The sequence below is a fragment of the Pseudorhodoplanes sinuspersici genome (assembly GCF_002119765.1).
Taxonomy (GTDB): domain Bacteria; phylum Pseudomonadota; class Alphaproteobacteria; order Rhizobiales; family Xanthobacteraceae; genus Pseudorhodoplanes; species Pseudorhodoplanes sinuspersici.
In genome coordinates, this window is sequence record NZ_CP021112.1 from 4,689,295 (window position 1) to 4,714,724 (window position 25,430).

Below are 25,430 nucleotides of genomic sequence, written 5' to 3' on the forward strand. Positions count from 1 at the left end.
TAATGGTCGAGTTTTTCTGGAGCTGGATTTGGCCGTTGATCATCATGGTGGCGCAGAGCCTCCTGCTGATGGTGATCCTGCTCGTTGCTATCGCCTATGTGCTCTATGCCGACCGCAAGATCTGGGCGGCGGTGCAAATCCGGCGTGGTCCAAACGTCGTTGGTCCTTACGGCCTCCTTCAATCCTTCGCGGACCTGCTCAAATTTGCATTGAAAGAGCCGGTGATCCCGGCCGGCTCGAACAAGGGGATCTTCCTGCTGGCGCCGCTGGTGACTTGCGTGCTCTCGCTCGCAGCCTGGGCGGTGATCCCGGTCAATGCCGGATGGGTGATCGCCGACATCAATGTCGGCATCCTCTATATCTTCGCGATCTCCTCGCTCAGCGTCTATGGCATCATCATGGGCGGCTGGGCCTCGAACTCGAAATATCCGTTCCTTGCTGCGCTTCGCTCCGCCGCGCAGATGGTGTCCTACGAAGTCTCGATCGGCTTCGTGATCATCACCGTGCTGCTTTGCGTCGGTTCGCTGAATCTGACCGACATCGTCGATGCGCAGAATGGCAAATACGGCTTCCTCAACTGGTTCTGGTTGCCGCTCTTGCCGATGTTCGTTGTGTTCTTCGTGTCGGCGCTGGCGGAAACCAACCGCCCGCCGTTCGATCTGGTCGAAGCGGAATCGGAACTCGTCGCCGGCTTCATGGTGGAATACGGTTCAACGCCGTACATGATGTTCATGCTGGGCGAATATGTCGCCATCGCCACCATGTGTGCGATGGGCACGATCCTGTTCCTCGGCGGTTGGCTGCCGCCGGTGAATGTCGCGCCCTTTACCTGGGTGCCGGGCGTGATCTGGTTCACGCTCAAGTGCCTGTTCATGTTCTTCCTGTTCGCAATGGTCAAGGCGATCGTCCCGCGCTATCGCTACGACCAACTGATGCGGCTCGGCTGGAAAGTGTTCCTGCCGATCTCGCTGGCGATGGTCGTGATCGTCGCCGCCGTTCTCCAATTCGGGGGGCTGGCGCCACAATGAGATATGTGAGGCCGCTATGAGACTCGATCAGGCCGCACGGTCGGTTTTCCTCGCCGAATTCGTTCAGGCGTTCTTCCTTGGCATGCGCTATTTCTTCAAGCCCAAGCCGACCATCAACTATCCTTTCGAGAAGAATCCGATCTCGCCGCGCTTCCGTGGCGAGCACGCGCTACGCCGCTATCCCAATGGGGAAGAGCGCTGCATCGCCTGCAAGCTCTGCGAGGCCATCTGCCCGGCCCAGGCGATCACCATCGAGGCCGGCCCGCGCCGCAACGATGGTACACGCCGCACCACGCGTTATGACATCGACATGGTGAAGTGCATCTATTGCGGCCTGTGCCAGGAAGCCTGTCCGGTGGATGCGATCGTCGAGGGACCGAATTTCGAATTCGCCACCGAGACCCGCGAAGAATTGTATTACGACAAGGAGCGGCTGCTCGCGAACGGCGATCGCTGGGAGCGGGAAATCGCCCAGAACATCCGGCTGGACGCCCCTTACCGGTAACACCCATGATCCTGCCTGCGCTCTTCTTCTATCTCTTTGCGGCGGTGTGTATCGCCTCGGCGCTGATGGTGATTGCGTCGCGCAATCCCGTGCATTCGGTGCTGTACCTGATCCTGGCCTTCGTCAATGCGGCCGGCCTGTTCCTTTTGCTCGGCGCCGAGTTCCTGGCGATGATCCTCGTCGTCGTCTATGTCGGCGCGGTCGCGGTCCTGTTCCTGTTCGTGGTCATGATGCTGGACGTCGACTTCGCCGAATTGCGCGAGGGCTTTCTGCAATATCTTCCGGTCGGCGCGCTGATCGGGGTGATCCTGCTGGCGGAAATCCTGATGGTGGTCGGCGCCTGGACCATCGGCGGCGGCACGCCGCGCGTCATCGCCGCGCCGACACCGACCGACATCTCGAACACCGAAGCCATCGGCCTCGTGCTCTATACGAAGTATCTCTACTTCTTCCAGGCGGCGGGGCTCGTGCTGCTGGTGGCGATGATCGGCGCGATCGTCCTGACGCTGCGGCACAAGGAAGGCGTCAAGCGCCAGAACATTTCCGATCAGGTTGCGCGCACGCCGGCGACCGCCATCGAAATCCGCAAAGTGAAATCGGGGCAGGGGCTCGAAGTATGATCATTGGGCTGGGCCATTACCTCTCGGTCGCTGCGATCCTGTTCACGCTCGGGATCTTCGGCATCTTCCTCAACAGGAAGAACGTCATCATCATCCTGATGTCGATCGAACTCATTCTGCTGGCGGTCAACATCAACCTGGTCGCATTTTCCAGCTTCCTCGGCGACATTTCTGGGCAAATCTTCGCGCTGTTCGTGTTGACTGTGGCCGCAGCGGAAGCCGCCATCGGCCTTGCCATCCTCGTTGTCTATTTCCGCAACCGTGGCTCGATCGCGGTCGAAGACGTCAATCTGATGAAGGGCTGACGCATGATTCCGAAAAGTGGCATCCGGTTTTCGGATCAGATCATGCGTTGGAAGAGATAACCAATGTATCAGGCCATCGTCTTCCTTCCGCTCATTGGCTGTCTGATCGCCGGCCTGTTCGGCCGCATCATCGGCGCGCGCCCGGCCGAGCTCGTCACCACGCTGCTGCTGTTCGCGTCGGCGGCGTTGTCCTGGTACGCCTTCGCCCGCGTCGGCTTCGGCCATATCGACGAACGCATCGTGCTGTTCCCCTGGATCCAGTCCGGTGACTTCAAGGTCGACTGGGTGATCCGGGTCGACACGCTGACCGCCGTGATGCTGGTCGTGGTGACGACGGTGTCGTCGCTCGTGCATCTCTATTCGATCGGTTACATGCACGAGGATCCGCACCGCCAGCGGTTCTTCGCCTATCTGTCGCTGTTCACCTTCGCGATGCTGGCGCTGGTCACCGCCGACAATCTCGCTCAGCTCTTCTTCGGCTGGGAGGGCGTCGGTCTCGCCAGTTATCTCCTGATCGGCTTCTGGTACCAGAAGCCGGAAGCCAATGCTGCCGCCATCAAGGCCTTCGTCGTCAACCGCGTTGGCGATTTCGGCTTCGCGCTCGGCATCTTCGCGCTATTCATGATGACCGGCGCGATCGATTTCGACACCATCTTCGCGCAGGCGCCCGCCCTGACCGGCAAGACCATCGATTTCTTCGGCTGGCATGCCGATGCGCTGACGCTGATCTGCCTGATGCTGTTCATGGGCGCGATGGGCAAGTCGGCGCAATTCCTGCTGCACACCTGGCTGCCCGATGCGATGGAGGGCCCGACCCCGGTCTCCGCGCTGATCCATGCCGCGACCATGGTGACCGCCGGCGTGTTCATGGTGGCGCGCCTGTCGCCGCTGTTCGAATTGGCGCCGGTGGCGCTGATGGTGGTGACGCTGATCGGCGCGACGACGGCGATGTTCGCCGCCACCGTAGGTCTCGTCCAGAACGACATCAAACGCATCATTGCTTACTCGACCTGCTCGCAGCTCGGCTACATGTTCGTCGCCATGGGTGTCGGCGCCTGGTCGGTCGGCATGTACCACCTGTTCACGCATGCCTTCTTCAAGGCGCTGCTATTCCTTGGCTCAGGCTCGGTGATCCATGCCATGCACCATGAGCAGGACATCCGGCATATGGGCGGGCTGAAAAACAAGATTCCGCTGACCTATTGGCTGATGATCATCGGCACCCTGGCCTTGACCGGCTTTCCGTTTACCGCCGGCTATTTCTCCAAGGACGCCATCATCGAGGCCGCCTATGCCGGGAAAAATCCATTCGCCGTCTATGGCTTTGCCTGCACCGTGCTCGCGGCCGCGCTGACGTCCTTCTATTCATGGCGCCTGATCTTCAAGACCTTCCATGGCGAGCCGCACGACCGCCATCATTACGAAGAGGCGCATGAAAGCCCCATGGTGATGCTGGTGCCGCTGATGGTGCTTGCGGCGGGCTCGATCCTCGCTGGCTATCCGTTCTATGAGTATTTTGCCGGCCATCACGTCGAGGAATTTTTCCGCAATTCGCTGGCTTTCTCCAAGACCAACACCATCCTCGAAGACATGCATCACGTGCCGGCGCTGGTCGTCTGGACCCCGACCGTCATGATGGTGCTCGGCTTTGCGATTGCCTACCTGTTCTATATTCGCGATCCGCGCATTCCGGTCGAGATGGCGCGCAACCATCAGCTCCTGTACCGCTTCCTGCTCAACAAGTGGTATTTCGACGAGCTGTATGACCTGATCTTCGTGCGTCCGGCCAAGTGGCTCGGCACGACGCTGTGGAAGCGCGGCGACGGCTGGCTGATCGACGGCTTCGGGCCTGACGGGGTCTCAGCCCGCGTGCTCGATGTGACGCGCAATGTCGTCCGCTTGCAGACCGGTTATCTCTATCACTATGCGTTCGCCATGCTGATCGGCGCCGCCGCGCTCATCACCTGGTTCATGTTCGCAGGGGCGCACTGAACATGACCACCTGGCCCATCCTGTCCGTCACGACGTTCCTGCCGCTGGTCGGCGCGCTGTTCATCATGCTGCTGCGCGGCGACAACGATGCCGTGAAGCGCAATGCCCGCTGGGTGGCGCTGTGGACCACGCTCGTCACCTTTGCGGTGTCTCTGGTCCTCGTCTGGCGCTTCGATGCCTCGACGGCGGATTTCCAGTTCGTCGAGAAGATGCGCTGGCTGTCAGGCTATGCCTCCTATTCAATGGGTGTCGACGGCATTTCGCTGCCGCTGGTGATCCTGACGACCGCGATCATGCCGATCTGCATCATCGCGAGCTGGGATTCGATCCAGAACCGCGTGAAGGAATACATGATCGCCTTCCTCGTCCTCGAGACGATGATGGTCGGCACCTTCTGCGCGCTCGATCTCGTGGTGTTCTATCTGTTCTTCGAGGCCGGCCTGATCCCGATGTTCCTGATCATCGGCATCTGGGGAGGCCCGCGCCGGGTCTATGCCAGCTTCAAGTTCTTCCTCTACACGCTGCTCGGCTCGGTGCTGATGCTGCTGGCCATCATGGCGATGTACTGGAGCGCCGGCACAACCGACATCCCGACGCTGCTCAAGCATTCTTTCCCGCGCGAATTGCAGACCTGGGCCTGGTTGGCCTTCTTCGCATCCTTCGCCGTGAAGATGCCGATGTGGCCGGTCCATACCTGGCTGCCCGACGCGCACGTGGAAGCGCCGACGGCCGGCTCCGTCGTGCTGGCGGCGATCCTTCTGAAGATGGGCGGCTACGGGTTCCTGCGGTTCTCCATCCCGATGTTCCCGCTGGCTTCGGCCGATTTTGCGCCGCTCATCTTCGCGCTGTCGGTCATCGCGATCGTCTATACGTCGCTGGTCGCGATGATGCAGGAGGACGTGAAGAAACTGATCGCCTATTCGTCGGTCGCCCATATGGGCTTCGTGACCATGGGCATCTTCGCCATGACCGCGCAGGGTGTCGGCGGCGCCGTGTTCCAGATGATCTCGCACGGCATCGTCTCCGGCGCGCTGTTCCTTTGCGTCGGCGTCGTCTACGACCGCATTCATACCCGCGAGATCAAGGCGTATGGCGGCTTGGTCGAGCGAATGCCGCTCTATGCAGCGATCTTCATGCTGTTCACGATGGCCAATGTCGGCTTGCCCGGCACGTCCGGATTCGTGGGTGAATTCCTGACGCTGCTCGGCACCTTCAAGGTCAATGTGGCGGTGGCGACGCTGGCGACGCTCGGCGTCATCCTGTCGGCCTGTTATGCGCTGTGGCTCTACCGGAAAATGATCTTCGGCAAGTTGGACAAGCCGAAGCTGCAATCGATTCAGGACGTCAACTATCGCGAAATCCTGATTTTCACGCCGCTGGTGATCCTGACGCTGTTGTTCGGCTTCTATCCAAAGCCCGTGCTCGATATGTCGTCGACATCGGTCAACGCGCTGGTGTCGCAGTATCAGCAGGCTGTGAACGATAAAAATCCCGGCGCGAAAAAGGCTGCCTCGATCGATCAGCGCATGACGGGCGAAAGCAAATGACAATTCCGATGCCCGATCTCATTCCGGCGATCCCTGAACTCATCCTTGCCACGGGCGCGCTGGCGCTGCTGATGGTCGGCGCCTATGGCGGCGAGCGCTCGAATTTCATCGTCAGCGTGCTGTCGATCATCCTGCTGGTCGCGGCCAGCGCTGCGGTCGTGTTGTTGCCGGCCGGCAGGCTGTCGACTTTTAACGGCAGTTTCGTCGTCGACGATTTCGCGCGCTTTGTGAAAGTGCTGGCGTTTGGCGGCACGGCAGCCGCGATCCTGATGTCGTTCGACTATGTCAAACGCGCCGGGATGCGGAAATTCGAATATCCGGTGCTGATGCTGCTGTCGGCCGTCGGCATGGGCATGCTGATCTCGGCGACAGATCTGATCGCGCTGTATCTCGGCCTCGAACTGATGAGCCTGTCGCTCTACGTGATCGCGGCGATCGACCGCGATTCCGCGAAGTCGACGGAAGCGGGCCTGAAATATTTCGTCCTCGGTGCGCTGTCGTCCGGCATGCTGCTCTACGGCGCCTCGCTGATCTATGGCGCGACCGGGCAGATCAGCTTCGCCGGCATCGCCCAGGCGGCGCCGCAGGGCGGCCTGCCGCTGACCTTCGGTCTCGTCTTCCTGCTCGCAGGCCTTTGCTTCAAGGTTTCGGCGGTGCCGTTCCACATGTGGACGCCGGACGTCTATGAAGGATCGCCGACGCCGGTGACAGCGTTCTTTGCCGGTGCCGCGAAGGTTGCCGCGATGGCCATCTTTGTGCGCGCGACCATGACGGCGTTCCCGACCATCGTGCTGCAATGGCAGCAGATCCTCGTCTTCGTCGCCATCGCCTCGATGGCGCTCGGCTCCTTCGCGGCGATCGGCCAGACCAACATCAAGCGCCTGTTGGCCTATTCGTCGATCGGTCACATGGGTTTTGCGCTGGTCGGTCTCGCCGCTGGAACGGAAGAGGGCGTGCAGGGCGTCCTCATCTATGTCGCCATCTATATCGCGATGACACTCGGCACCTTCGCTTGCGTCCTGTCGATGAAGCGCGACGGCCGCTTTGTGGAGTCGATCTCCGACCTCGCCGGGCTGGCGCGGACCTCGCCGATGATGGCCTTCCTGTTCGCGATGCTGCTGTTCTCGCTTGCCGGCATTCCGCCGCTCGCCGGGTTCTTTGCGAAGTTCTATGTGTTCCTGGCGGCCATCAAGGCCGGGCTCTATGCGCTGGCGGTGATCGGCGTTCTCACCAGCGTGATCGGCGCCTATTACTATCTCGCCATCGTCAAGACGATGTATTTCGACGAACCGCACAAGAGCTTCGAGCCGATGTCCGGTGAGCAGGTCCTGGTGCTGGGCCTTGCGGGCTTGTTCAACCTGTTGTTCTTCGTCTATCCCGCGCCGCTGCTCGATGCTGCGACGGTCGCGGCCAAGTCGCTGTTCTGATGGTGTTTGCGGTCGGGCCGCGGGCGAAAGAGGCTGGCTATCGCGTTCGCAGCTTCGACCGGCTCGATTCCACCAATAGCGAAGCCATGCGCCTGGCCCAGAACGGCGAGCGCGGCCCGTTGTGGGTCGTTACGGAAGAACAAACTGCGGGGCGAGGTCGGCAGGGCCGCGAATGGCAATCGTTTATCGGCAACCTTGCGGCCAGCCTGCTGATTACCAACGATCTCAAGCTGTCCGATGCCGCCACGCTCGGCTTCGTCGCGGGCCTTGCCGCGCATGAGGCCTGCGCCGTCGCGGCGCCGGGCCTGTCGCTCTCGTTGAAATGGCCAAACGATCTTCTCGCCAATGGAGCGTTTTCAAGCGACGTGGATTCCGGTTCGCGTGAGGAAAACGCGCCAAGGCGAAAAAAGACCGGCAAGCTCGCCGGATTGCTTCTGGAGTCGCAGAACCTCGGCGATCGGCTCGCATTGGTGGTTGGGATTGGCGTCAATGTCGCTGCAGCGCCAGAGGGGATGGGCTATCCGGCGGTATCGCTGGCGGGTCTTGGCTACCCGGTACAGGCGTCCAACTTGTTCGCCAGCTTGACCGAGGCCTTCGTCAAATACGATAGCCTATGGAACAGGGGGCGCGGATTCGCCGATATCCGGCGGCTCTGGCTCGAACGGGCGCATGGCGTCGGAAAGTCTGTCTCGGTTCATATGGGCGATCGCATCGAACACGGAATTTTTGAAACCCTGGACGAGCACGGGTGCCTCATCCTGCGCAAGCCGGACGGCACAGCGTGCACGATCGCAGCCGGCGATGTCTATTTCGGCGATGCCCGGACGGTGCAGGCAGGAGTTTCGAAATAGTGGCTTTGCAAGAACAATCGGCGCCAGGGCAACTCGTATTCGGACCACTCGGCGGCATCGGCGAGATCGGCATGAACCTGTCGATTTATGGCCTCGGTGATCAGCGCCGCCGGCAATGGCTGATCGTCGATGTCGGCGTGTCGTTCGCGGCGGAAGAGCATCTGCCTGGCGTCGATCTGATTTTCCCGGACATCCGCTATCTGGTCGAAGAACGAAAGAACCTCGTCGGCATCGTCTTGACGCACGCACACGAAGATCATTTCGGTGCGCTGTTCGACCTGTGGCCGAAACTGAAAGTGCCGGTCTATGCGACGCCGTTCACGGCGGCGCTGATCGAAGCCAAGCGGGCCAGCGAGCCGGGCGCGCCTGAGATCGACGTCAAGATCATCCCGCTTGGCAGCCGCTTCAATGTCGGCCCATTCGACATCGAGCTGGTGTCGATGGCGCATTCGATCCCGGAATCGAATGCGCTGATCCTGCGCACGCCGCACGGCAATGTTGTGCATACCGGCGATTGGAAAATCGATCCAACGCCAGTTGTTGGTTTGCCAACCGATGAAGCCAAGCTCCGCCGGCTGGGCGAGGAGGGCGTTCTCGCCGTCATCGGCGATTCCACCAATGCGGTGCGCGATGGCCGCTCGCCATCGGAAACCGACGTGGCGCGCACGCTTGCGCAATTGATCGCCGCCGCACCGGCGCGCGTTGCGGTGACGACCTTCGCCTCCAACGTGGCGCGCATTCGCGCCGTGGCGGATGCCGCGAGGGCCGTAGGACGCGAGGTCGTGGTGGTTGGGCGCGCCATGGACCGGATGGTCCAGGTGGCGCGCGAGACCGGTTATCTCGACGGGGTGCAGGATTTTCGCGGGCCGGACATGTATGGCTATCTGCCGCCCGACAAGGTGGTGGCGCTTTGTACCGGCAGCCAGGGCGAGCCGCGGGCCGCGCTGTCGCGCATCGCCAATGACGATCATCCCGACATTACTCTTAGTCCGGGAGATCAGGTGATCTTCTCCTCGCGGACTATTCCCGGCAATGAGAAGGCGGTTTCTACGATCATTAACGGGCTGATTGATCAGGGCATCGAGGTCATTACCGACCGCCATCACCTCGTTCATGTGTCCGGCCATCCGCGCGTCGCCGAAGTCGAAGAACTGCTGAATTGGCTGAAACCTCAGATACTTGTGCCGGCCCATGGCGAAGCTATGCACCTGCATGACCACGCTGCGATCGGCCGGCGGCTCGGCATCAAGACCATCGTCAGATGCCGCGATGGCGATCTCGTCCAGCTTGCCCCCGGAGCCCCTGGAATCATTGACGAATTGCCCCACGGCCGCGTCTACAAGGACGGTATTGTCATGGTCGGCGCCGACAGCCGCACCATTGCTGATCGCCGCCGCCTGAGCTTTGTCGGGATGGTGACGGTGGCGCTGGCGGTGACTGAGAAGGGTGCGCTGGCCGCCGATCCCGAGGTCGAATTGTTGGGCATTCCGGAGCTCGGCCGGGACGGAAAATCCCTTGCGGACCACGCCGAGGACGCAGTCCTTGACACGTTCGAAAACCTGCCGCGTCCGAAGCGGCGTGATCCTGACAGCATCGCGGAGTCGGTGAGGCGAGCGGTGCGCAGCGCAATTGCCGCGCAATGGGGCAAGAAACCCATCTGTTACGTCCACGTTCTCACGGTATAGTCGCTCCATGATCGGACGATTGAACCATGTGGCGATCGCCGTTCGCGATATCGCGAAGGCATCGGAAACCTATCGTGCAACGCTTGGCGCGGAAGTATCGGACGCCGTTCCGCAACACGCGCATGGCGTCACGACGGTGTTCATCACGCTGCCCAATACCAAGATCGAATTGCTCGAACCGCTCGGCGCGGATTCTCCGATCGAGAAATTTCTTCAGAAGAATCCCGACGGTGGCATCCATCACATCTGCTATGAGGTGGATGACATCATTGCCGCACGCGATGCTTTGAAAGGGAAGGGCGCCCGCATTCTTGGTGACGGTGAGCCGAAGATCGGCGCCCATGGAAAGCCGGTGCTTTTTCTGCATCCCAAGGACTTCAACGGCACGCTGGTCGAGCTCGAGCAGGCGTGAGGTGAGTTTGTGACTCTCACGACCGCGCTTGCGATCTATTTCCTCGTCTGGTGGCTGACACTGTTTGCTGTGTTGCCTTTCGGTATCCGGTCACAGCACGAGGAAGAAACAACCCCCGGAACTGATCCCGGTGCCCCGGTTCTGCCGCGAATTGCCTCCAAGCTGATTTGGACGACGCTCGTTTCCGCCGCAATCTTCGCGGTCATGTATGTCGCATACGTGTATCGGCTGGTCGATCTGGACACCATTCCAGGCCTGCCGAAGCCCACCTGAGAGCGGTTGTTGGTGTGCCTCTGACCTAGCGTATCTGGCGTATCTTTTTACCTGAAACTGGGGAACTTTGGTGGCGGGTCACCGTTAGTCCGCCGCCTATCGGGAACTTAGGCAAAGACTGGGGAACATAACATGCCGAATTCACGCTATTTCATCGTTCAAAAAGACGACGGCTGGGTGATCCAGTTTGGCGGCGATGATTTCGGACCTTACCAGACGCGCCGAGAGGCCATGCTTTTCGCGGTGGATGCCGCCCAGAAGCTCGGTGAAAAGGGTGAAAACGCGGAAGTTTGTCTGCTTGGTGAAAATGGCCACTTCCTGCCGCAATGGACTTTTGGGCGTGATGCTTACCCACCCCGGCTTTAGGTCAGCAACAAAGCTAAACCCGGATGGCCGCGAATTCTGGGCCGCCCCTGGTGGGGTGGATCGGAAGTCCGCTTCATTGTTGCGGCACTCTCGTCAAGCGGATTTCCGATCCAAACCACAGTAGAATCAATACGTTGCTAGTGTCCCTTGAATCCGAAATTCGCAAAAGAGGTGCGGCATAATCGTGCGAATTTCGGATTCAGGTTAATCGCTTGTACACCTCGTTTTATGCGGTGCTAGCGCCGGACAACTTACGGGCGTCAACAGATGGTCCACAGACGTGGCGTTTACGCTTGCGGAAATAAAAAAGAGCAGGGTAACTGACCCTGCTCAATATTGATGCAAAACGCTTCCGGCGTGCGTTGATCTTGCTTGTATGAAGCGTCGGCGACACCCTTCGGTGTTCGCCCAGTCCTCCCAAGACTTGGACCTGTCAGGCTCCTGCCCAACGTTGAGGCGGAGGCTATATCATCTCGCTGTCACACGGCAAGAGGTTGCGGAAAAAAGGTGACACACCTGCCCACACTTTGGGCTCCTTCTTGACCTCTCCTTGAAATTTCCTCGCCGATCCGGTTTCTCTCATGGTTGAGGCCTTTGCGCCCGATTCTCCTCAAAGAGCGATTACCCAATGCGACTGTCGCGTTATTTCCTGCCGATCCTTCGCGAAACACCGAAGGAAGCGGAGATCATTTCTCACAGATTGATGTTGCGCGCCGGCATGATGCGGCAGGAGGCGGCCGGCATTTATGCCTTTCTGCCGCTTGGCCTGCGCGTGCTCAACAAGATCAATACGATCGTGCGTGAAGAGCAGAATCGCGCCGGCGCTATCGAACTGCTCATGCCGACCGTTCAGTCCGCCGAGCTATGGCGGGAAAGCGGACGCTACGATGCCTATGGCAAGGAAATGCTGCGGATCAAGGACCGTCATGCTCGTGAAATGCTGTATGGTCCGACCAACGAGGAGATGATCACCGATATTTTCCGCGCTTATGTGCGCTCCTATCGCGATCTGCCGCTCAACCTCTATCATATCCAGTGGAAATTCCGCGACGAGGTACGGCCGCGTTTCGGCCTGATGCGCGGGCGCGAATTTCTGATGAAGGATGCCTATTCCTTCGACCTCGACCAGGCCGGCGCGCGGCATTCCTACAACAAGATGTTCGTCGCTTATCTGCGGACTTTCGCGCGCATGGGCCTGAAGGCGATCCCGATGGTCGCCGAGACGGGGCCGATCGGCGGCAATCTCTCGCATGAATTCATTATTCTCGCGTCGACCGGCGAAAGCGAGGTGTTCTGCCATCGCGATTACCTCGAATTCGACGTGCCGGGCGAGGATATCGATTTCGACAACGTCGATGCACTGCAGAGCACAGTCGACAAATGGACATCGCTCTATGCGGCAACGTCCGAGATGCATGACGCAGCCGCCTTCGAAAAATTACCGCAAGGCTCACAGATGTCGGCGCGCGGCATCGAGGTCGGTCACATCTTCTATTTCGGCACCAAATATTCGGAGCCGATGAAGGCTGTCGTGACCGGACCCGACGGCACCGAGAAGCCGGTCCACATGGGCTCGTACGGAATCGGCCCCTCGCGCCTTGTGGCTGCCATTATCGAGGCCTCGCATGACGATGCTGGCATCAAGTGGCCGGAGGCTGTGGCACCGTTCAAGGTCGCGATCCTCAACCTCAAGCAAGGTGATGGCGCAACCGACGCAGCCTCCGAAAAACTGTACGCTGCGCTGCAGGCAAAGGGGGTGGATGTGCTCTACCACGATCTCGACGAGCGGCCGGGCTCCAAATTCGCCACCGCGGATCTGATTGGCATTCCCTGGCAGGTCCTGATCGGTCCGAAAGGACTGGCGGCCGGGCAATTTGAGTTGAAGAAACGGGCCGATGGGAGCCGGGAGATGCTCAGTCCGGATGACGTTTTGGCCCGACTAGTGCCGCGATTTTGAAGGTCCTGAACTATTTGCAGCAACCTCTGTCAGGAACTTCAAAATCAAAAGCGGCACTAGAATCATAGACTTACCCGTGCACTTGGTTTCCGAAGTTCGTGTATGAGATTGCCGCAGATACCGCACGAACTTCGGAAACGGTGCACGAGCGTAGCTTTATGCACCGGTTTTTGCGGAAAGCCGGTGCCATTTCCTCGAAATCCTGCTCAAAACGAAATTATGTGTGTCGTCACCCGCACGGTAATCCGGGATGGCTTGAAATGGCCAGAATCGGGTGAAATCCGGGGCCCGGGAGATTAAATGAGCGAATCAACCGCGACCCGCCCCTTTGCGCCGTTCGAATGGCTGCTTTCGCTGCGCTATCTGCGTGCGCGGCGGAAGGAAGGCTTCATCTCGATCATCGCCGGCTTCTCGTTCCTCGGCATCATGCTGGGCGTGGCAACGCTCATCATTGTCATGGCGGTGATGAATGGGTTCCGCAAAGAATTGCTCGACAAGATCCTCGGCTTGAACGGACACCTGTTGGTGCAGCCGCTGGAGTCCCCGCTCACGGACTGGGATGCGGTGACGCAGCGGATCAGCGGCATTCCCGGCATCCGTCTTGCGACACCGATTGTCGAAGGTCAGGCGCTGGCGTCGTCGCCGTTCCATTCGACCGGCGTCCTCGTGCGTGGCATTCGCGCCGCCGACCTCGAGAAACTGACGTCGATTTCACAGAACCTGAAGCAGGGCAATCTCGACGGCTTCGACGAGGGGCAGGGCATCGTCATCGGCCGCCGGCTTGCGGACGCTTTGTCGGTCAGGGCCGGCGACAACATCACACTCGTTGCGCCACGCGGCGCTGTGACACCGATGGGAACGACGCCGCGGATCAAGGCTTACAAAGTCGCGGCTGTGTTCGAGATCGGCATGTCCGAATATGACAGCGCGTTCGTCTTCATGCCGCTTGTCGAGGCGCAGGCCTATTTCAACCGTTCCGGGGACGTGACGGCGATCGAGGTCTACCTCAACTCCGCCGATAAATATCGCGAGTTCCGCAAGCTGGTCACCGATGCCGCGCAACGGCCGATCTTCATGGTCGACTGGACTCAGCGCAATGCGACCTTCTTCAATGCGCTGCAGGTCGAGCGCAACGTGATGTTCCTGATCCTGACGATGATCGTATTGGTCGCAGCCCTGAATATCGTGTCAGGCCTGATCATGCTGGTGAAAGACAAGGGCAGGGACATCGCGATTTTGCGCACCATGGGCGCGACGCAAGGCGCGATCATGCGCGTGTTCCTGATCACGGGCGCATCGATCGGCGTTGTTGGGACGCTGCTTGGCTTTCTGGTCGGGCTGGTGGTCTGCGCAAATATCGAATCGATACGCCAGTTCGTTTCGTGGATCACCGCGACTGAATTGTTTTCACCCGAATTGTATTTTCTGTCCCGCCTACCGGCCGAGATCGATCCCGGCGAGACCACAGCCGTCGTGGTGATGGCTCTGGCTCTGTCGCTGCTGGCAACACTCTATCCGTCATGGCGCGCTGCCCGTCTCGATCCGGTCGAGGCGCTTCGTTATGAGTGAGCCCGCCATGAACGAGCATGTCAGGACGGACGATCAGATGGCCGCAGCGCAACCCGCGCCCGGACCTGCGCTCTATCTGAATGCGGTCGAGCGACGCTATCGGCAGGGTGACAATACGCTCGAAATCTTGCGCGGGGCCGAGCTTGGCTGCTGGCTTGGCCAGTCGATCGCCCTGATCGCGCCGTCAGGCGCCGGCAAATCGACCTTCCTGCATATTGCCGGATTGCTCGAACATCCCGATGGCGGGGAGGTTTATGTCGACGGCCAGCCGACATCCTCATTGTCGGACGCAGCGCGCACGCAGATCCGCCGCACCGAAATGGGGTTTGTCTACCAGGCGCATCATCTGCTGCCGGAATTCTCGGCGGTCGAGAATGTCATGCTGCCGCAGATGATACGCGGATTGTCGCGTTCGGAATCGCATAGACGCTCGGCGGAATTGCTGACTTATCTTGGTCTGAAGGCGCGGCTCGATCATCGGCCGTCGGAATTATCGGGCGGCGAACAGCAGCGTGTTGCGATTGCCCGGGCGGTCGCCAATGCGCCGCGCATCCTTCTGGCTGACGAGCCCACTGGCAACCTCGATCCGCACACCGCAGACCACGTATTCGACACGCTCAACCAGCTCGTACGTGCGTCGGGACTGGCAGCGATCATTGCCACTCACAATCTTGATCTTGCACGCCGCATGGACCGCCGCGTCACCATTCGCGAGGGTGTGGTCGTCGAACTCGATTGATCTATTACTTTCGTACGCGGTGCCGTGTCGCAGGGCGCAATAAACTTGGTCGCAAAACTGCCATCGAATGCGGCTGAAAGCACGCCTGACTGCACGCGCGATCCTCAAGCCCCTTCCATTCCAACAGCAACATCTGAAATCATCCCATGACCGAGCCCACACCGTCTGTCGATATTGTCGGCAGAGAACTGCGTCCGCTTCCGGCACTGATCTTCGGGTCCCGCTGGCTGCAATTGCCACTTTATCTTGGGCTGATCGTCGCCCAGGGCGTTTATGTTGTCCTGTTTCTGAAAGAGCTATGGCACCTGATTTCTCACGCCACGGATTTTTCCGAGCAGCAGATCATGCTGGTGGTGCTGGGTCTGATCGACGTGGTGATGATTTCAAACCTGCTGGTGATGGTCATTGTCGGCGGCTACGAAACCTTTGTGTCGCGCCTGAAGCTGCAGGGCCATCCCGATCAGCCGGAATGGCTCAGCCACGTCAATGCCAGCGTGCTGAAGATCAAGCTGGCGATGGCGATTATCGGCATTTCCTCCATCCATCTGCTGCGCACATTTATCGAGGCGGGCAATCTCGGCAGCGACAAGGCAAATTACACCGAGGCCGGCGTCATGTGGCAGACGATCATCCACGTCGTTTTTATTCTGTCAGCGATCGGCATCGCCGCGGTCGACAAGATGGGCCAGAATCCGAGCGGACATTCCAAACAACATTAGTCAGGTCCGCCCGGATGGTTACTCGGCGGCTTCAGCGAGCGCAGGATAATCGGTGTAGCCTTCCTGATCCGGCCCATAAAAAGTCGCGCTGTTCCACGCATTGAGCGGCGCGCGTAGTGCAAACCGGCGGGGAAGATCGGGATTGGCGATGAACAGCTTGCCAAAGGCCACCGCATCGGCTTCTCCGGTGGCAAGTATCTTCTCGGCGCTTTCAAACGTGAAGCCTTCATTGGCGATATAGACACCGCCGAACGCCGCTTTCAGTTTCGGGCCCAAACGCGGCTCGGCCAAGGATTCGCGTGCGCAGATAAAAGCGATCTTCCGCTTGCCGAGCTCGCGCGCGACATAGCCGAACGTCGCCGGCAGATCGCTGTCGCTCATGTCATGGGTGTCGGCCCGCGGGGCGAGATGCGCGCCAACGCGTCCCGGACCCCAGACCGAAACTGCAGCATCGATCACTTCAAGCAGAAGCCGCGCACGATTCTCGATCGAGCCGCCATAGCGATCGGTGCGCTTGTTGCTGCCATCCTGCAGGAACTGGTCGAGCAGATAGCCGTTGGCGCCATGCACTTCGACACCGTCGAAGCCTGCCGCCTTCGCATTCTCCGCTCCCTTGCGGAAGGCCGCGACGACGCCGGCGATCTCTTCGGTCTCCAGTGCGCGCGGGGTCACATAGGGGCGCTCGGGACGCAGCAGACTCACGCGGCCCTTCGGTGCGATCGCGCTTGGTGCCTCGGGGAGGGCACCATTCAGAAAACTCGGATCGGAAATGCGGCCGACATGCCAGAGCTGCGACAGTATCCGGCCGCCAGCCTTGTGTACGGCATCGGTGATCATGCGCCAGCCGTCGATCTGTTCCTGCGACCAGATCCCGGGCGTGTGCGGATAGCCGACGCCCATCGAGGTCACCGATGTAGCTTCGCTAATGATCATGCCGGCCGATGAGCGCTGGACGTAGTAATCGCGCATCATCTCGTTCGGGACGCGGCCAGACCCGCTGGAGCGATTGCGAGTTAGCGGCGCCATGAGGATGCGATTGGGCAGCTTCAGATCGCCGATCGCGATCGGATCGAAGAGGGTGACCATAAAGCGAAGTCCGACTGTGATGATAACGAGAACAGTGATTTAGGCGCTGGGTGCAGCGCAGCAAGCGCAGCCGCTGCATTGCTGGCACACGGCTTTAACCCTTTTTATCGCTCCCGCGCGTGCCCATGTTCCGCCGCTTGACATAGAACGAATGCAGAACTATGTTCTCTGTACGTTCTCCACTAGAGAAGACCAAGGGGGTCCGCCATGCTACGCGCTGTTGTTGAAGAGGCCGCCGCCTTGGCTTCGTTATCGCTGTTTCTGGGAATGATCGCCATCTGGGCCCAGGTTCTGGGCGGTTTGTAAGTTGCGTCGGTTGCGTTAGCACGATGTCCATATCGTGTCCCAGTGAGTGTGCGTTTGTAGCGTCCGCGGGACGCAGTTTCGGCCGGGCCGCCGGAAAGTGTGAATGCGTTTCCTGCGCCCGGCTGCTTCTCTCTTGTTACAGAACCCAGCGGCGTGCGGTTGCTGGGGAAAACCGGTGCACATTGTAGGCTTGCCGGCTTAGGGGTAGACATCGGCAAGGGCGGTCCCCACCATCGCGTCTGACCAACAGATTTGCCGACAGATTCGCGAGGCCCTCGGTGTCGGATGCACCCTTTGTGCACCTGCATGTGCATTCTTCCTATTCGCTGCTTGAAGGCGCGCTGAAGATCGGGCGACTGGCCGATCTCGCCAAGGCCGACAAGCAGCCGGCGCTCGCCCTGACCGACACTGACAACATGTTCGGGGCGCTGGAGTTTTCCGAAAAAATGGCGTCGTCCGGCGTGCAGCCGATTGTCGGCACCTGTTTATCGATCGATTTTGGCGACCAACCCCGCGATCCCCGTAATCCCCTGCAAAACAAGACATTGCCGCGCATCGTGCTGCTTGCCGCCCGCCAGGACGGCTACCGCCGGCTGATGCGCCTGTCATCGCGAGCCTTTCTTGAGACACCGTCGAATGAGGCGCCGCATATCCATGTCTCATGGCTGGACCAGGAAACCGACGGCATCATTGCACTCACCGGAGGCGGCCTTGGCGTTCTCGACCAGGCGATTGTTGCGGGGCGTCTCGATCTGGCGCAGCAGCGCAGCGAGCAATTGCGCGTGCTGTTCGGCAACCGGCTTTATGTCGAAATCCAGCGTCACGGCCTGCCTGAGCAACGTCTGACCGAAGGCCATCTTCTGGACATTGCCTATGGACAATCGCTGCCGCTGGTCGCGACCAACGAGCCGTTCTTTGCGACACCCGACGATTACGAATCCCATGACGCGCTGATTTGCATCGCCGAAGGCCGCATCATCGCCGAGAACGAGCGGCGCAAGCTGACGCCCGAGCACTATTTCAAAAGCCGCAAGGAGATGGCGAAGCTGTTCTCCGATCTGCCGGAGGCGATCGCCAATACCGCCGAGATCGCGCAGCGTTGCTCGTACCGTCCGCGCAAGATGAATCCGATCCTGCCGCGCTTTTCGACTGCCGAAGCCGTCGTTGCCGATGAAGCGACCGAACTGCGGCAACAGGCCGAACAGGGGCTGGAGCGGCGCATCGCCGCGCACGGGATGGCGCGCGGTTTTTCACGCGAGGATTACGCCCGCCGGCTCGACATCGAACTCGGCGTCATCGAGCGGATGAAATTCCCCGGCTACTTCCTAATCGTGTCGGACTTCATCAAATGGGCGAAGTCGCAGGACATTCCGGTTGGGCCGGGCCGCGGTTCAGGCGCTGGCTCGCTCGTTGCGTATTCGCTGACCATCACCGATCTCGATCCGATGCGGTTCGGCCTGCTGTTCGAGCGTTTCCTCAACGAGGAACGCATCTCGATGCCGGACTTCGATATCGACTTCTGCCAGGACCGCCGCGACGAGGTGATCCGCTATGTGCAGGAGCGTTACGGTCGCGATCAGGTCGCGCAGATCATCACCTTCGGTACGCTGCAGGCGCGCGGCGTGCTGCGCGACGTCGGCCGTGTGCTGGAAATGCCGTATGGCCAGGTCGACAAGCTGTGCAAGCTGGTGCCGCAGAATCCCGCCAATCCGGTCACGCTGGCGCGCGCGATCGATGACGAGCCAAAACTGCAGGCCGAACGCGACGCCAATCCTACCGTGCGTCGCGCCTTCGACATCGCCCGCAAGCTGGAAGGATTGACGCGCCACGCCTCGACCCACGCCGCCGGCATCGTCATCGGCGACCGGCCGCTGGCCGAACTGGTGCCGCTTTATCGCGATCCGAAATCGGATATGCCGGTTACGCAGTTCAATATGAAATGGGTCGAACCGGCCGGTCTCGTGAAGTTCGACTTCCTCGGCCTGAAGACATTGACGGTGCTGAAGACTGCCGTCGATCTGCTGAAGCGGCGCGGTGTCGAACTCGATCTGGCGGCGATCGCGCTCGACGATAAGAAGACCTATGACTTGCTGGCCAGGGCGGAGGCGGTCGGCATCTTCCAGCTGGAAAGTCAGGGCATGCGCCGGGCGCTGCTCGACATGAAGCCCGACCGGTTCGAGGACATCATTGCGCTTGTGGCGCTCTACCGGCCGGGTCCGATGGCGAATATCCCGACCTATTGCGCGCGCAAACACGGCGACGAGGAGCCGGATTATATCCATCCCAAGCTCGAGGAGGTGCTGAAAGAAACTTTCGGCGTCATCGTCTACCAGGAACAGGTGATGCAGGCCGCCCAGCTTCTGGCCGGCTATACGCTCGGCGAGGCGGACAATCTGCGCCGCGCCATGGGCAAGAAGATCCGCTCGGAAATGCAGGCGCAGCGCGAGCGCTTCGTCACCGGTTGCGTCGCGCGCGACATCGCAAAGTCGCAGGCCGATGCCATCTTCGACCTGCTCGAACGCTTTGCCGAATACGGCTTCAACAAGAGCCACGCGGCCGCTTATGCGCTGGTCGCGTATCAAACGGCCTATATGAAAGCGAATTACCCGGTTGAGTTCCTCGCAGCTTCAATGACGCTTGATATGGGCAATACCGACAAGCTGTCGGAATTCCGCGGCGAGGCCGAGCGGCTCGGCCTCAAACTCGAACCGCCATCGATCAATCGCTCACGCGAATATTTCGATGTTGAGGGCAGCACGATTTTCTATTCGCTTGCGGCCCTGAAGGGCGTCGGCAAGCAGGCTGTGGAATCGATCGTCGCATCGCGTGGCGACAAGCCGTTCCGCGATCTGTCCGACTTCGCCTCTCGCCTCAACCCACGAGCGGTGAACAAGCGCGTTTTGGAAAGCCTTGCGGCGGCCGGCGCCTTCGACAAGCTGGACAGCAATCGCGCCGGCGTGCATGCAGCGGTCGAGACGATGCTGTCGACCGCGACCCGCACGCATGATGCAGCGGTTGTCGGTCAGAACGAATTGTTCGGCGGCCCATCGCATCGCGAAACGCTGCGCATTCCTGCGGTCGAACCGTGGATGCCGTCTGAACGGCTGCAGCGCGAATACGAAGCGATCGGTTTCTTCCTGACGGGACACCCGCTCGACGATTACGCCAACGCGCTCAAGCGCATGAAGGTGCTGAACTGGTCAGAATTCTCAAAGTCTGTACTGGCGGGCGCCAATGCGGGGCGAACGGCCGCGACCGTCGTGTCGCGCATGGAACGCCGCACCAAGACCGGCAACAAAATGGGAATCATCGGCCTGTCGGATCCGACCGGACAATATGAGGCGATCCTGTTCCAGGAAGGGCTGCAGCAATATCGCGACTTGCTGGAGCCGGGCAGTGCGGTGTTGTTGTTCCTGACCGGCGAAGCGCAGGGCGAAGAGGTGCGGGCCCGCATCCAGTCGGTGGAACGGCTCGATCAGGCTGCCGAGAAGGTCCAGAAGAGCCTGCAGATCTTCCTGCGCGATCCGGCACCGCTCGACCACATCACCAACCGGCTGGAGCCAAAGGGCGACGGCGAGGTGCGGTTCGTACTGATGCTGTCCGATGGCGGCGAGGTCGAGATCAAGCTGCCGGGCCGCTACAAGGTCTCACCACAGATCGCTGGCGCCATCAAGGCGGTACCCGGCGTCGTCACGGTAGAGGCGGCCTGAGCGGGTTCTCAGGCTTTCCTTGCCTTTTTGGCGCAACGCGGCTATATGCCGCCCATCTCACACGCGGATATTGGTTTCCGGCCCCGACAATGGGCCATTGAGGCCGTCCGGTAGCGGCAGGCACTTAGGCTTGCCGTTCACGCATCCGCGGAGGACAAACCGGAGAAGTTTACTATGGCGCTGCCCGATTACAGCATGCGTCAGCTCTTGGAAGCTGGCGTTCACTTTGGCCACCAGGCCCACCGCTGGAATCCGAAGATGGGGAATTACATCTTTGGCGTCCGCAACAACATCCACATCATAGATCTCGCCCAGACCGTGCCGATGCTGCATCAGGCGCTGCAGGCGGTGTCCGACACGGTTGCCAAGGGCGGCCGCATTCTCTTCGTCGGCACCAAGCGTCAGGCCCAGGACGGGATCGCCGAAGCCGCCAAGAAGTCGGCTCAGTATTACGTCAATTCCCGCTGGCTCGGCGGCACGCTGACCAACTGGAAGACCATCTCCGGATCGATCCAGCGCCTGCGCAAGCTTGAGGAAATGCTCTCCTCGAATGAAGCGCAGGGCTACACCAAGAAAGAGCGCCTTGACCTGCAGCGCGAGCGCGACAAGCTCGACCGCTCGCTCGGCGGCATCAAGGACATGGGTGGCATCCCGGACATGTTGTTCGTGATCGACACCAACAAGGAAGACATCGCGATCAAGGAAGCGCAGCGTCTGAACATCCCGGTCGCCGCGATCGTCGATACCAATTGCGATCCGAACGGTATTACCTTTGCCGTACCAGGCAACGACGATGCCAGCCGCGCGATTTCGCTGTATTGCGACCTGATCGCCAAGGCCGCCATTGATGGTATCTCGCGGTCGCAAGGCGAACGCGGCGTCGATATCGGCGCTGCCGCCGAGCCTGTCATCGAAGAGCTGCCGGCCAAGACCGACGGCCCTGGCTACGAAGTGCTGCCTGGGCCGCGCGGTGTGGCCGACGACCTGAAGAAGCTGCCGGGCGTATCGCCTGCGATCGAGAAGCAACTCAACGATCTCGGCGTATTCCACTACTGGCAGATCGCAGATCTGTCACATGATGCAGCGCATAAGCTCGGTGAAAGCGTCGGGCTTCCGGGCCGCGCCGATCAATGGGTCGCCAAGGCTAAGAGCTTCACCGCCGAGGCGGAATAATCTCTACGGCGCGGGACAATCCCGCGCCGCCCACACACAGCACGTTCGGAATATTGACATGGCAGAAATCACCGCTTCACTCGTGAAGGACCTGCGCGAGCAGACCGGCGCGGGCATGATGGATTGCAAAGCGGCGTTGACCGAAACCAAGGGCGACGTTGAAGCGGCGATCGATTGGCTGCGCAAGAAGGGCCTCGCCAAAGCCGCGAAGAAGGCCGGCCGCGTCGCGGCAGAAGGCCTCGTTGGGATCAGCACCGCACCGCAGAAAGGCGCCATCGTCGAGGTCAATGCCGAAACCGATTTCGTGGCCCGCAACGATCATTTCCAGGGTTTGGTGAAGTTGATTGCCGACGCCGCGCTGTCTACCGGCGGCGATATCGAAAAGCTGAAGGCGGCCAAAGTCGGCACCATGACGGTGGACGAAGCCATCGCGCATGCCATTGCCACGATTGGCGAGAACATGTCGCTGCGCCGCACTGCCGCGCTGTCGGTCGGGCAGGGCGTGATCGGCACCTACATGCATAATTCGGTATCTGAAGGCCTCGGCAAGATCGGCGTGATGGTTGCGCTGGAATCACCGGGCGATGTTCAGGAGTTGTCGGCATTCGGCCGTCTTGTCGCGATGCATGTCGCAGCAGCGAACCCGATCGCTGTCGATCCTGCCGGCGTTCCGGCCGATGTGATCGAGCGCGAAAAAGCCGTGCTCGCCGACAAAGCCAAGGCGCAGGGCAAGCCGGCCAATGTGGTCGAGAAAATCGTCGAATCCGGGCTGAAGACCTACTTCAAGGAAGTCTGTCTGCTCGATCAGCCGTTCATCCACGAGACCGACAAGACCGTTGCTCAGGCCGTCAAAGCGGCTGAAAGTAAGGCCGGCGGTCCAATCAAGGTTGTTGGCTTCGTGCGCTATGCGCTCGGCGAAGGTATCGAGAAGCAGGAATCTGATTTCGCGGCGGAAGTCGCGGCGGCTGCAGGAACGAACTGAACCGAACGCGTGAACAAGGACGATCGCAGCATGACCGAAGCGGTCTATGGACGTGTGATCGTCAAGCTGTCGGGCGAGGCTTTGGCTGGTTCGGCCGGCTTCGGCGTCGATCAGTCGATTGTCGAAGCGATCGCTGCTGACATCGTTGCCGCGCACCGCATGGGTGTCGAGCTCGGCATCGTTGTCGGTGGCGGCAACATCTTCCGTGGTGTCGAAGTCTCGGGCCGGGGCGTCTCGCGCCCGACCGGCGACACGATGGGCATGCTGGCCACGGTGATGAACAGCCTCGTTCTCGAGGCCGCCATCACCCGCAACGGCGCTCCCGCCAGCACCTTGTCGGCGGTCCCGCTGCCAACCGTCTGTGATCATTTCTCCCGGCAACGAGCGCTCGACCTGATCGCCGGGGGCAGGGTGGTCATCCTCGCCGGAGGCACCGGCAACCCGTATTTCACCACTGACACGACGGCGGTGCTGCGGGCGGCCGAACTCGATTGCCAGGCAGTCCTCAAGGCGACCAACGTCGATGGCGTCTATAGCGCTGACCCAAAGCAGGACAAATCGGCGGTCCGGTACGACCGGTTGAGCCCGCGCGAGGCGATGGAGCGCAACCTGAAGGTGATGGATACCACAGCGTTCGCGCTTGCCCGCGAAAATGCTATGCCTATCATCGTCTTTTCGATCCGCGAACCGGGCGCGATCGAGGCCGTCTTGCGCGGAAAGGGCCGCGCGACCATCGTTGCCGAATGATGCGCCTCGCGGATTCGGCGAGGGTATAACGACAACAAGCGGTTTTGAAATTCCGGCGCATTCAAGAGAGCAGCGAGATGGCAGCAACGACGCATGATATCAATGACCTGAAGCGCCGCATGCAGGGCGCGCTCGGCGTCCTGAAGCACGAATTGTCGGGTCTGCGGACCGGCCGTGCGAGTGCGAATCTCCTCGAGCCGGTTCAGGTCGAAGCCTACGGCACCCATATGCCGCTGTCGCAGGTCGCCACCGTCAGCGTTCCAGAGCCGCGTCTTCTCAGCGTCCAGGTCTGGGACCGGTCGATGGTGCATGCGGTGGAGAAGGCGATCACCGCTTCCAATCTCGGCCTTAATCCTCAGACAGAAGGCCAGGTCATCCGGCTGCGCATTCCGGAGTTGAACGAGGAGCGCCGCAAGGAACTGGTCAAGGTTGCCCATAAATACGCGGAAGCGGCGAAGGTTGCCGTGCGGCACGTACGGCGCGACGGCATCGACGTTATCAAGAAGCTCGAAAAGGACCACGAGATCAGCAAGGACGACCACGAGCGCTATTCGGCCGACATCCAGAAGGCAACCGATCAGATGATCCAGGAAGTCGACCAGATGCTGGCGCATAAGGAAAAAGAAATCTTAACGGTCTAGAATTTGTCCGCCTCAGGCGCGAACGGATCCTTTCGATGTCGATGCCAAAGGTTTCATTGGACGGGACTTCGGGTTTCGAAATCCCCCGCCATGTCGCTATCATCATGGATGGTAACGGCCGATGGGCAGCGGCGCGCAGCTTGCCGCGTGCTGAAGGGCACCGCCGTGGCGTTGAGGCCTTGCGGCGCACCGTGCGCATTGCCGGCGAACTCGGCATCGGCATTCTGACCATATTCGCATTCAGTTCCGAAAACTGGTCGCGTCCGCAATCGGAAATACGCGATCTTTTGGGGCTGTTACGCCTGTTCATCCGCCACGACCTCGCCGATCTGCATCGCAACAACGTCAAGGTCCGCATCATCGGCGACCGCAACGGTCTCGAAGGCGATGTCAGTAGTCTTCTCAATGAAGCCGAGGAGAAGACACGCGACAACGACGGGCTCACCCTTGTCGTCGCATTCAACTACGGTGCACGTCAGGAAATCGCGCGCGCCGCACGGCGTCTTGCCGATGAAGTCGTGGCAGGCCGTCTCGCGGCTACGGACATCACCGCGGAGCGTCTGTCCAATTTTATGGATGCACCCGATCTTCCAGATCCCGATCTGATCATCCGCACCAGCGGCGAACAGCGGCTGTCGAATTTCTTGCTCTGGCAGTCCGCTTACAGCGAGCTCGTTTTCGTTCCGACCTTCTGGCCCGATTTCGATCGCGCGGCTTTTGAACAGGCAATCTCCGAATATTCACGGCGCGAACGCCGGTTTGGCGGTTTGGCTGCGGCAGGGTCATGATC

23 protein-coding genes are annotated in these 25,430 nt (G+C 60.4%); 22 read left to right on the plus strand and 1 reads right to left on the minus strand.

Features of this window, described 5'->3' with window-relative positions; genetic code table 11:
* Nucleotides 1–2: 2 nt before the first annotated feature.
* The 16 genes from nuoH to CAK95_RS22940 all read left to right on the plus strand — a co-directional run bounded on the left by nuoH (nt 3) and on the right by CAK95_RS22940 (nt 15,995).
* Nucleotides 3–1,028: an NADH-quinone oxidoreductase subunit NuoH gene (gene nuoH, locus CAK95_RS22865; protein ID WP_086090013.1), complete on the plus strand. Its 1,026-nt coding sequence runs from the start codon at nt 3–5 to the stop codon at nt 1,026–1,028.
* A 16-nt stretch (nt 1,029–1,044) separates the two neighbouring features.
* Nucleotides 1,045–1,533: an NADH-quinone oxidoreductase subunit NuoI gene (nuoI, locus tag CAK95_RS22870; RefSeq protein ID WP_086090014.1), complete on the plus strand. Its 489-nt coding sequence runs from the start codon at nt 1,045–1,047 to the stop codon at nt 1,531–1,533.
* Between the two features lie 5 nt (nt 1,534–1,538).
* Nucleotides 1,539–2,153 carry an NADH-quinone oxidoreductase subunit J gene (locus CAK95_RS22875; RefSeq protein WP_086090015.1) on the plus strand — a complete coding sequence of 205 codons (615 nt, stop codon included), beginning with the start codon at nt 1,539–1,541 and terminating at the stop codon, nt 2,151–2,153.
* Nucleotides 2,150–2,458 (plus strand): NADH-quinone oxidoreductase subunit NuoK, encoded by a 309-nt coding sequence (nuoK, locus tag CAK95_RS22880; RefSeq protein ID WP_086090016.1) that lies wholly within the window; start codon nt 2,150–2,152, stop codon nt 2,456–2,458. Before CAK95_RS22875 ends, nuoK begins: the two co-directional genes overlap by 4 nt.
* Before the next feature lie 63 nt (nt 2,459–2,521).
* Nucleotides 2,522–4,450: an NADH-quinone oxidoreductase subunit L gene (gene nuoL, locus CAK95_RS22885; RefSeq protein ID WP_086090017.1), complete on the plus strand. Its 1,929-nt coding sequence runs from the start codon at nt 2,522–2,524 to the stop codon at nt 4,448–4,450.
* A gap of 2 nt (nt 4,451–4,452) precedes the next feature.
* Complete coding sequence (locus CAK95_RS22890; protein WP_086090018.1) at nt 4,453–5,997, plus strand: NADH-quinone oxidoreductase subunit M; 1,545 nt, start codon at nt 4,453–4,455, stop codon at nt 5,995–5,997.
* The gene (gene nuoN, locus CAK95_RS22895) at nt 5,994–7,424 is read left to right on the plus strand and encodes an NADH-quinone oxidoreductase subunit NuoN (protein WP_086090019.1); all 1,431 of its coding nucleotides are present in this window, start codon (nt 5,994–5,996) and stop codon (nt 7,422–7,424) included. Before CAK95_RS22890 ends, nuoN begins: the two co-directional genes overlap by 4 nt.
* Entirely contained in the window at nt 7,424–8,275 is an 852-nt protein-coding gene (locus tag CAK95_RS22900) for a biotin--[acetyl-CoA-carboxylase] ligase (RefSeq protein ID WP_086090020.1), read from the plus strand. Before nuoN ends, CAK95_RS22900 begins: the two co-directional genes overlap by 1 nt.
* Before the next feature lie 71 nt (nt 8,276–8,346).
* Nucleotides 8,347–9,960: a ribonuclease J gene (locus CAK95_RS22905; RefSeq protein WP_086091598.1), complete on the plus strand. Its 1,614-nt coding sequence runs from the start codon at nt 8,347–8,349 to the stop codon at nt 9,958–9,960.
* 7 nt (nt 9,961–9,967) lie between these two features.
* On the plus strand, nt 9,968–10,372 hold the full coding sequence (gene mce, locus CAK95_RS22910; protein ID WP_086090021.1) for a methylmalonyl-CoA epimerase: 405 nt from the start codon (nt 9,968–9,970) through the stop codon (nt 10,370–10,372).
* Nucleotides 10,373–10,381: 9 nt separating this feature from the next.
* Nucleotides 10,382–10,645 carry a DUF1467 family protein gene (locus tag CAK95_RS22915; protein WP_086090022.1) on the plus strand — a complete coding sequence of 88 codons (264 nt, stop codon included), beginning with the start codon at nt 10,382–10,384 and terminating at the stop codon, nt 10,643–10,645.
* Nucleotides 10,646–10,777: 132 nt separating this feature from the next.
* Nucleotides 10,778–11,011 carry a DUF2188 domain-containing protein gene (locus CAK95_RS22920; protein WP_086090023.1) on the plus strand — a complete coding sequence of 78 codons (234 nt, stop codon included), beginning with the start codon at nt 10,778–10,780 and terminating at the stop codon, nt 11,009–11,011.
* A gap of 628 nt (nt 11,012–11,639) precedes the next feature.
* Nucleotides 11,640–12,968 carry a proline--tRNA ligase gene (gene proS, locus CAK95_RS22925; RefSeq protein ID WP_086090024.1) on the plus strand — a complete coding sequence of 443 codons (1,329 nt, stop codon included), beginning with the start codon at nt 11,640–11,642 and terminating at the stop codon, nt 12,966–12,968.
* A 300-nt stretch (nt 12,969–13,268) separates the two neighbouring features.
* Nucleotides 13,269–14,537 (plus strand): lipoprotein-releasing ABC transporter permease subunit, encoded by a 1,269-nt coding sequence (locus tag CAK95_RS22930; protein ID WP_086090025.1) that lies wholly within the window; start codon nt 13,269–13,271, stop codon nt 14,535–14,537.
* Nucleotides 14,538–14,574: 37 nt separating this feature from the next.
* The gene (locus CAK95_RS22935) at nt 14,575–15,276 is read left to right on the plus strand and encodes an ABC transporter ATP-binding protein (RefSeq protein WP_086091599.1); all 702 of its coding nucleotides are present in this window, start codon (nt 14,575–14,577) and stop codon (nt 15,274–15,276) included.
* A gap of 146 nt (nt 15,277–15,422) precedes the next feature.
* The gene (locus tag CAK95_RS22940; protein ID WP_086090026.1) at nt 15,423–15,995 is read left to right on the plus strand and encodes a TIGR00645 family protein; all 573 of its coding nucleotides are present in this window, start codon (nt 15,423–15,425) and stop codon (nt 15,993–15,995) included.
* Nucleotides 15,996–16,013: 18 nt separating this feature from the next.
* Here CAK95_RS22940 and CAK95_RS22945 read toward each other — a convergent pair whose 3' ends face one another.
* The gene (locus CAK95_RS22945) at nt 16,014–17,081 is read right to left on the minus strand and encodes an alkene reductase (protein ID WP_086090027.1); all 1,068 of its coding nucleotides are present in this window, start codon (nt 17,079–17,081) and stop codon (nt 16,014–16,016) included.
* Between the two features lie 584 nt (nt 17,082–17,665).
* Between CAK95_RS22945 and dnaE the strand changes: the two genes are divergently transcribed.
* The 6 genes from dnaE (at nt 17,666) to CAK95_RS22975 (ending at nt 25,428) form a co-directional block, all read left to right on the plus strand.
* On the plus strand, nt 17,666–21,097 hold the full coding sequence (gene dnaE / locus CAK95_RS22950) for a DNA polymerase III subunit alpha (protein ID WP_086090028.1): 3,432 nt from the start codon (nt 17,666–17,668) through the stop codon (nt 21,095–21,097).
* A gap of 174 nt (nt 21,098–21,271) precedes the next feature.
* Complete coding sequence (locus tag CAK95_RS22955) at nt 21,272–22,270, plus strand: 30S ribosomal protein S2 (RefSeq protein ID WP_086090029.1); 999 nt, start codon at nt 21,272–21,274, stop codon at nt 22,268–22,270.
* Between the two features lie 58 nt (nt 22,271–22,328).
* Nucleotides 22,329–23,252, plus strand: coding sequence for a translation elongation factor Ts (gene tsf, locus CAK95_RS22960; RefSeq protein ID WP_086090030.1), 924 nt, complete (start codon nt 22,329–22,331; stop codon nt 23,250–23,252).
* 30 nt (nt 23,253–23,282) lie between these two features.
* Nucleotides 23,283–23,999 carry a UMP kinase gene (pyrH, locus tag CAK95_RS22965; RefSeq protein WP_086091600.1) on the plus strand — a complete coding sequence of 239 codons (717 nt, stop codon included), beginning with the start codon at nt 23,283–23,285 and terminating at the stop codon, nt 23,997–23,999.
* A gap of 77 nt (nt 24,000–24,076) precedes the next feature.
* Nucleotides 24,077–24,640 (plus strand): ribosome recycling factor, encoded by a 564-nt coding sequence (gene frr / locus CAK95_RS22970; protein WP_086090031.1) that lies wholly within the window; start codon nt 24,077–24,079, stop codon nt 24,638–24,640.
* A 35-nt stretch (nt 24,641–24,675) separates the two neighbouring features.
* Nucleotides 24,676–25,428, plus strand: coding sequence for an isoprenyl transferase (locus tag CAK95_RS22975; RefSeq protein ID WP_086090032.1), 753 nt, complete (start codon nt 24,676–24,678; stop codon nt 25,426–25,428).
* Nucleotides 25,429–25,430: the final 2 nt, after the last annotated feature.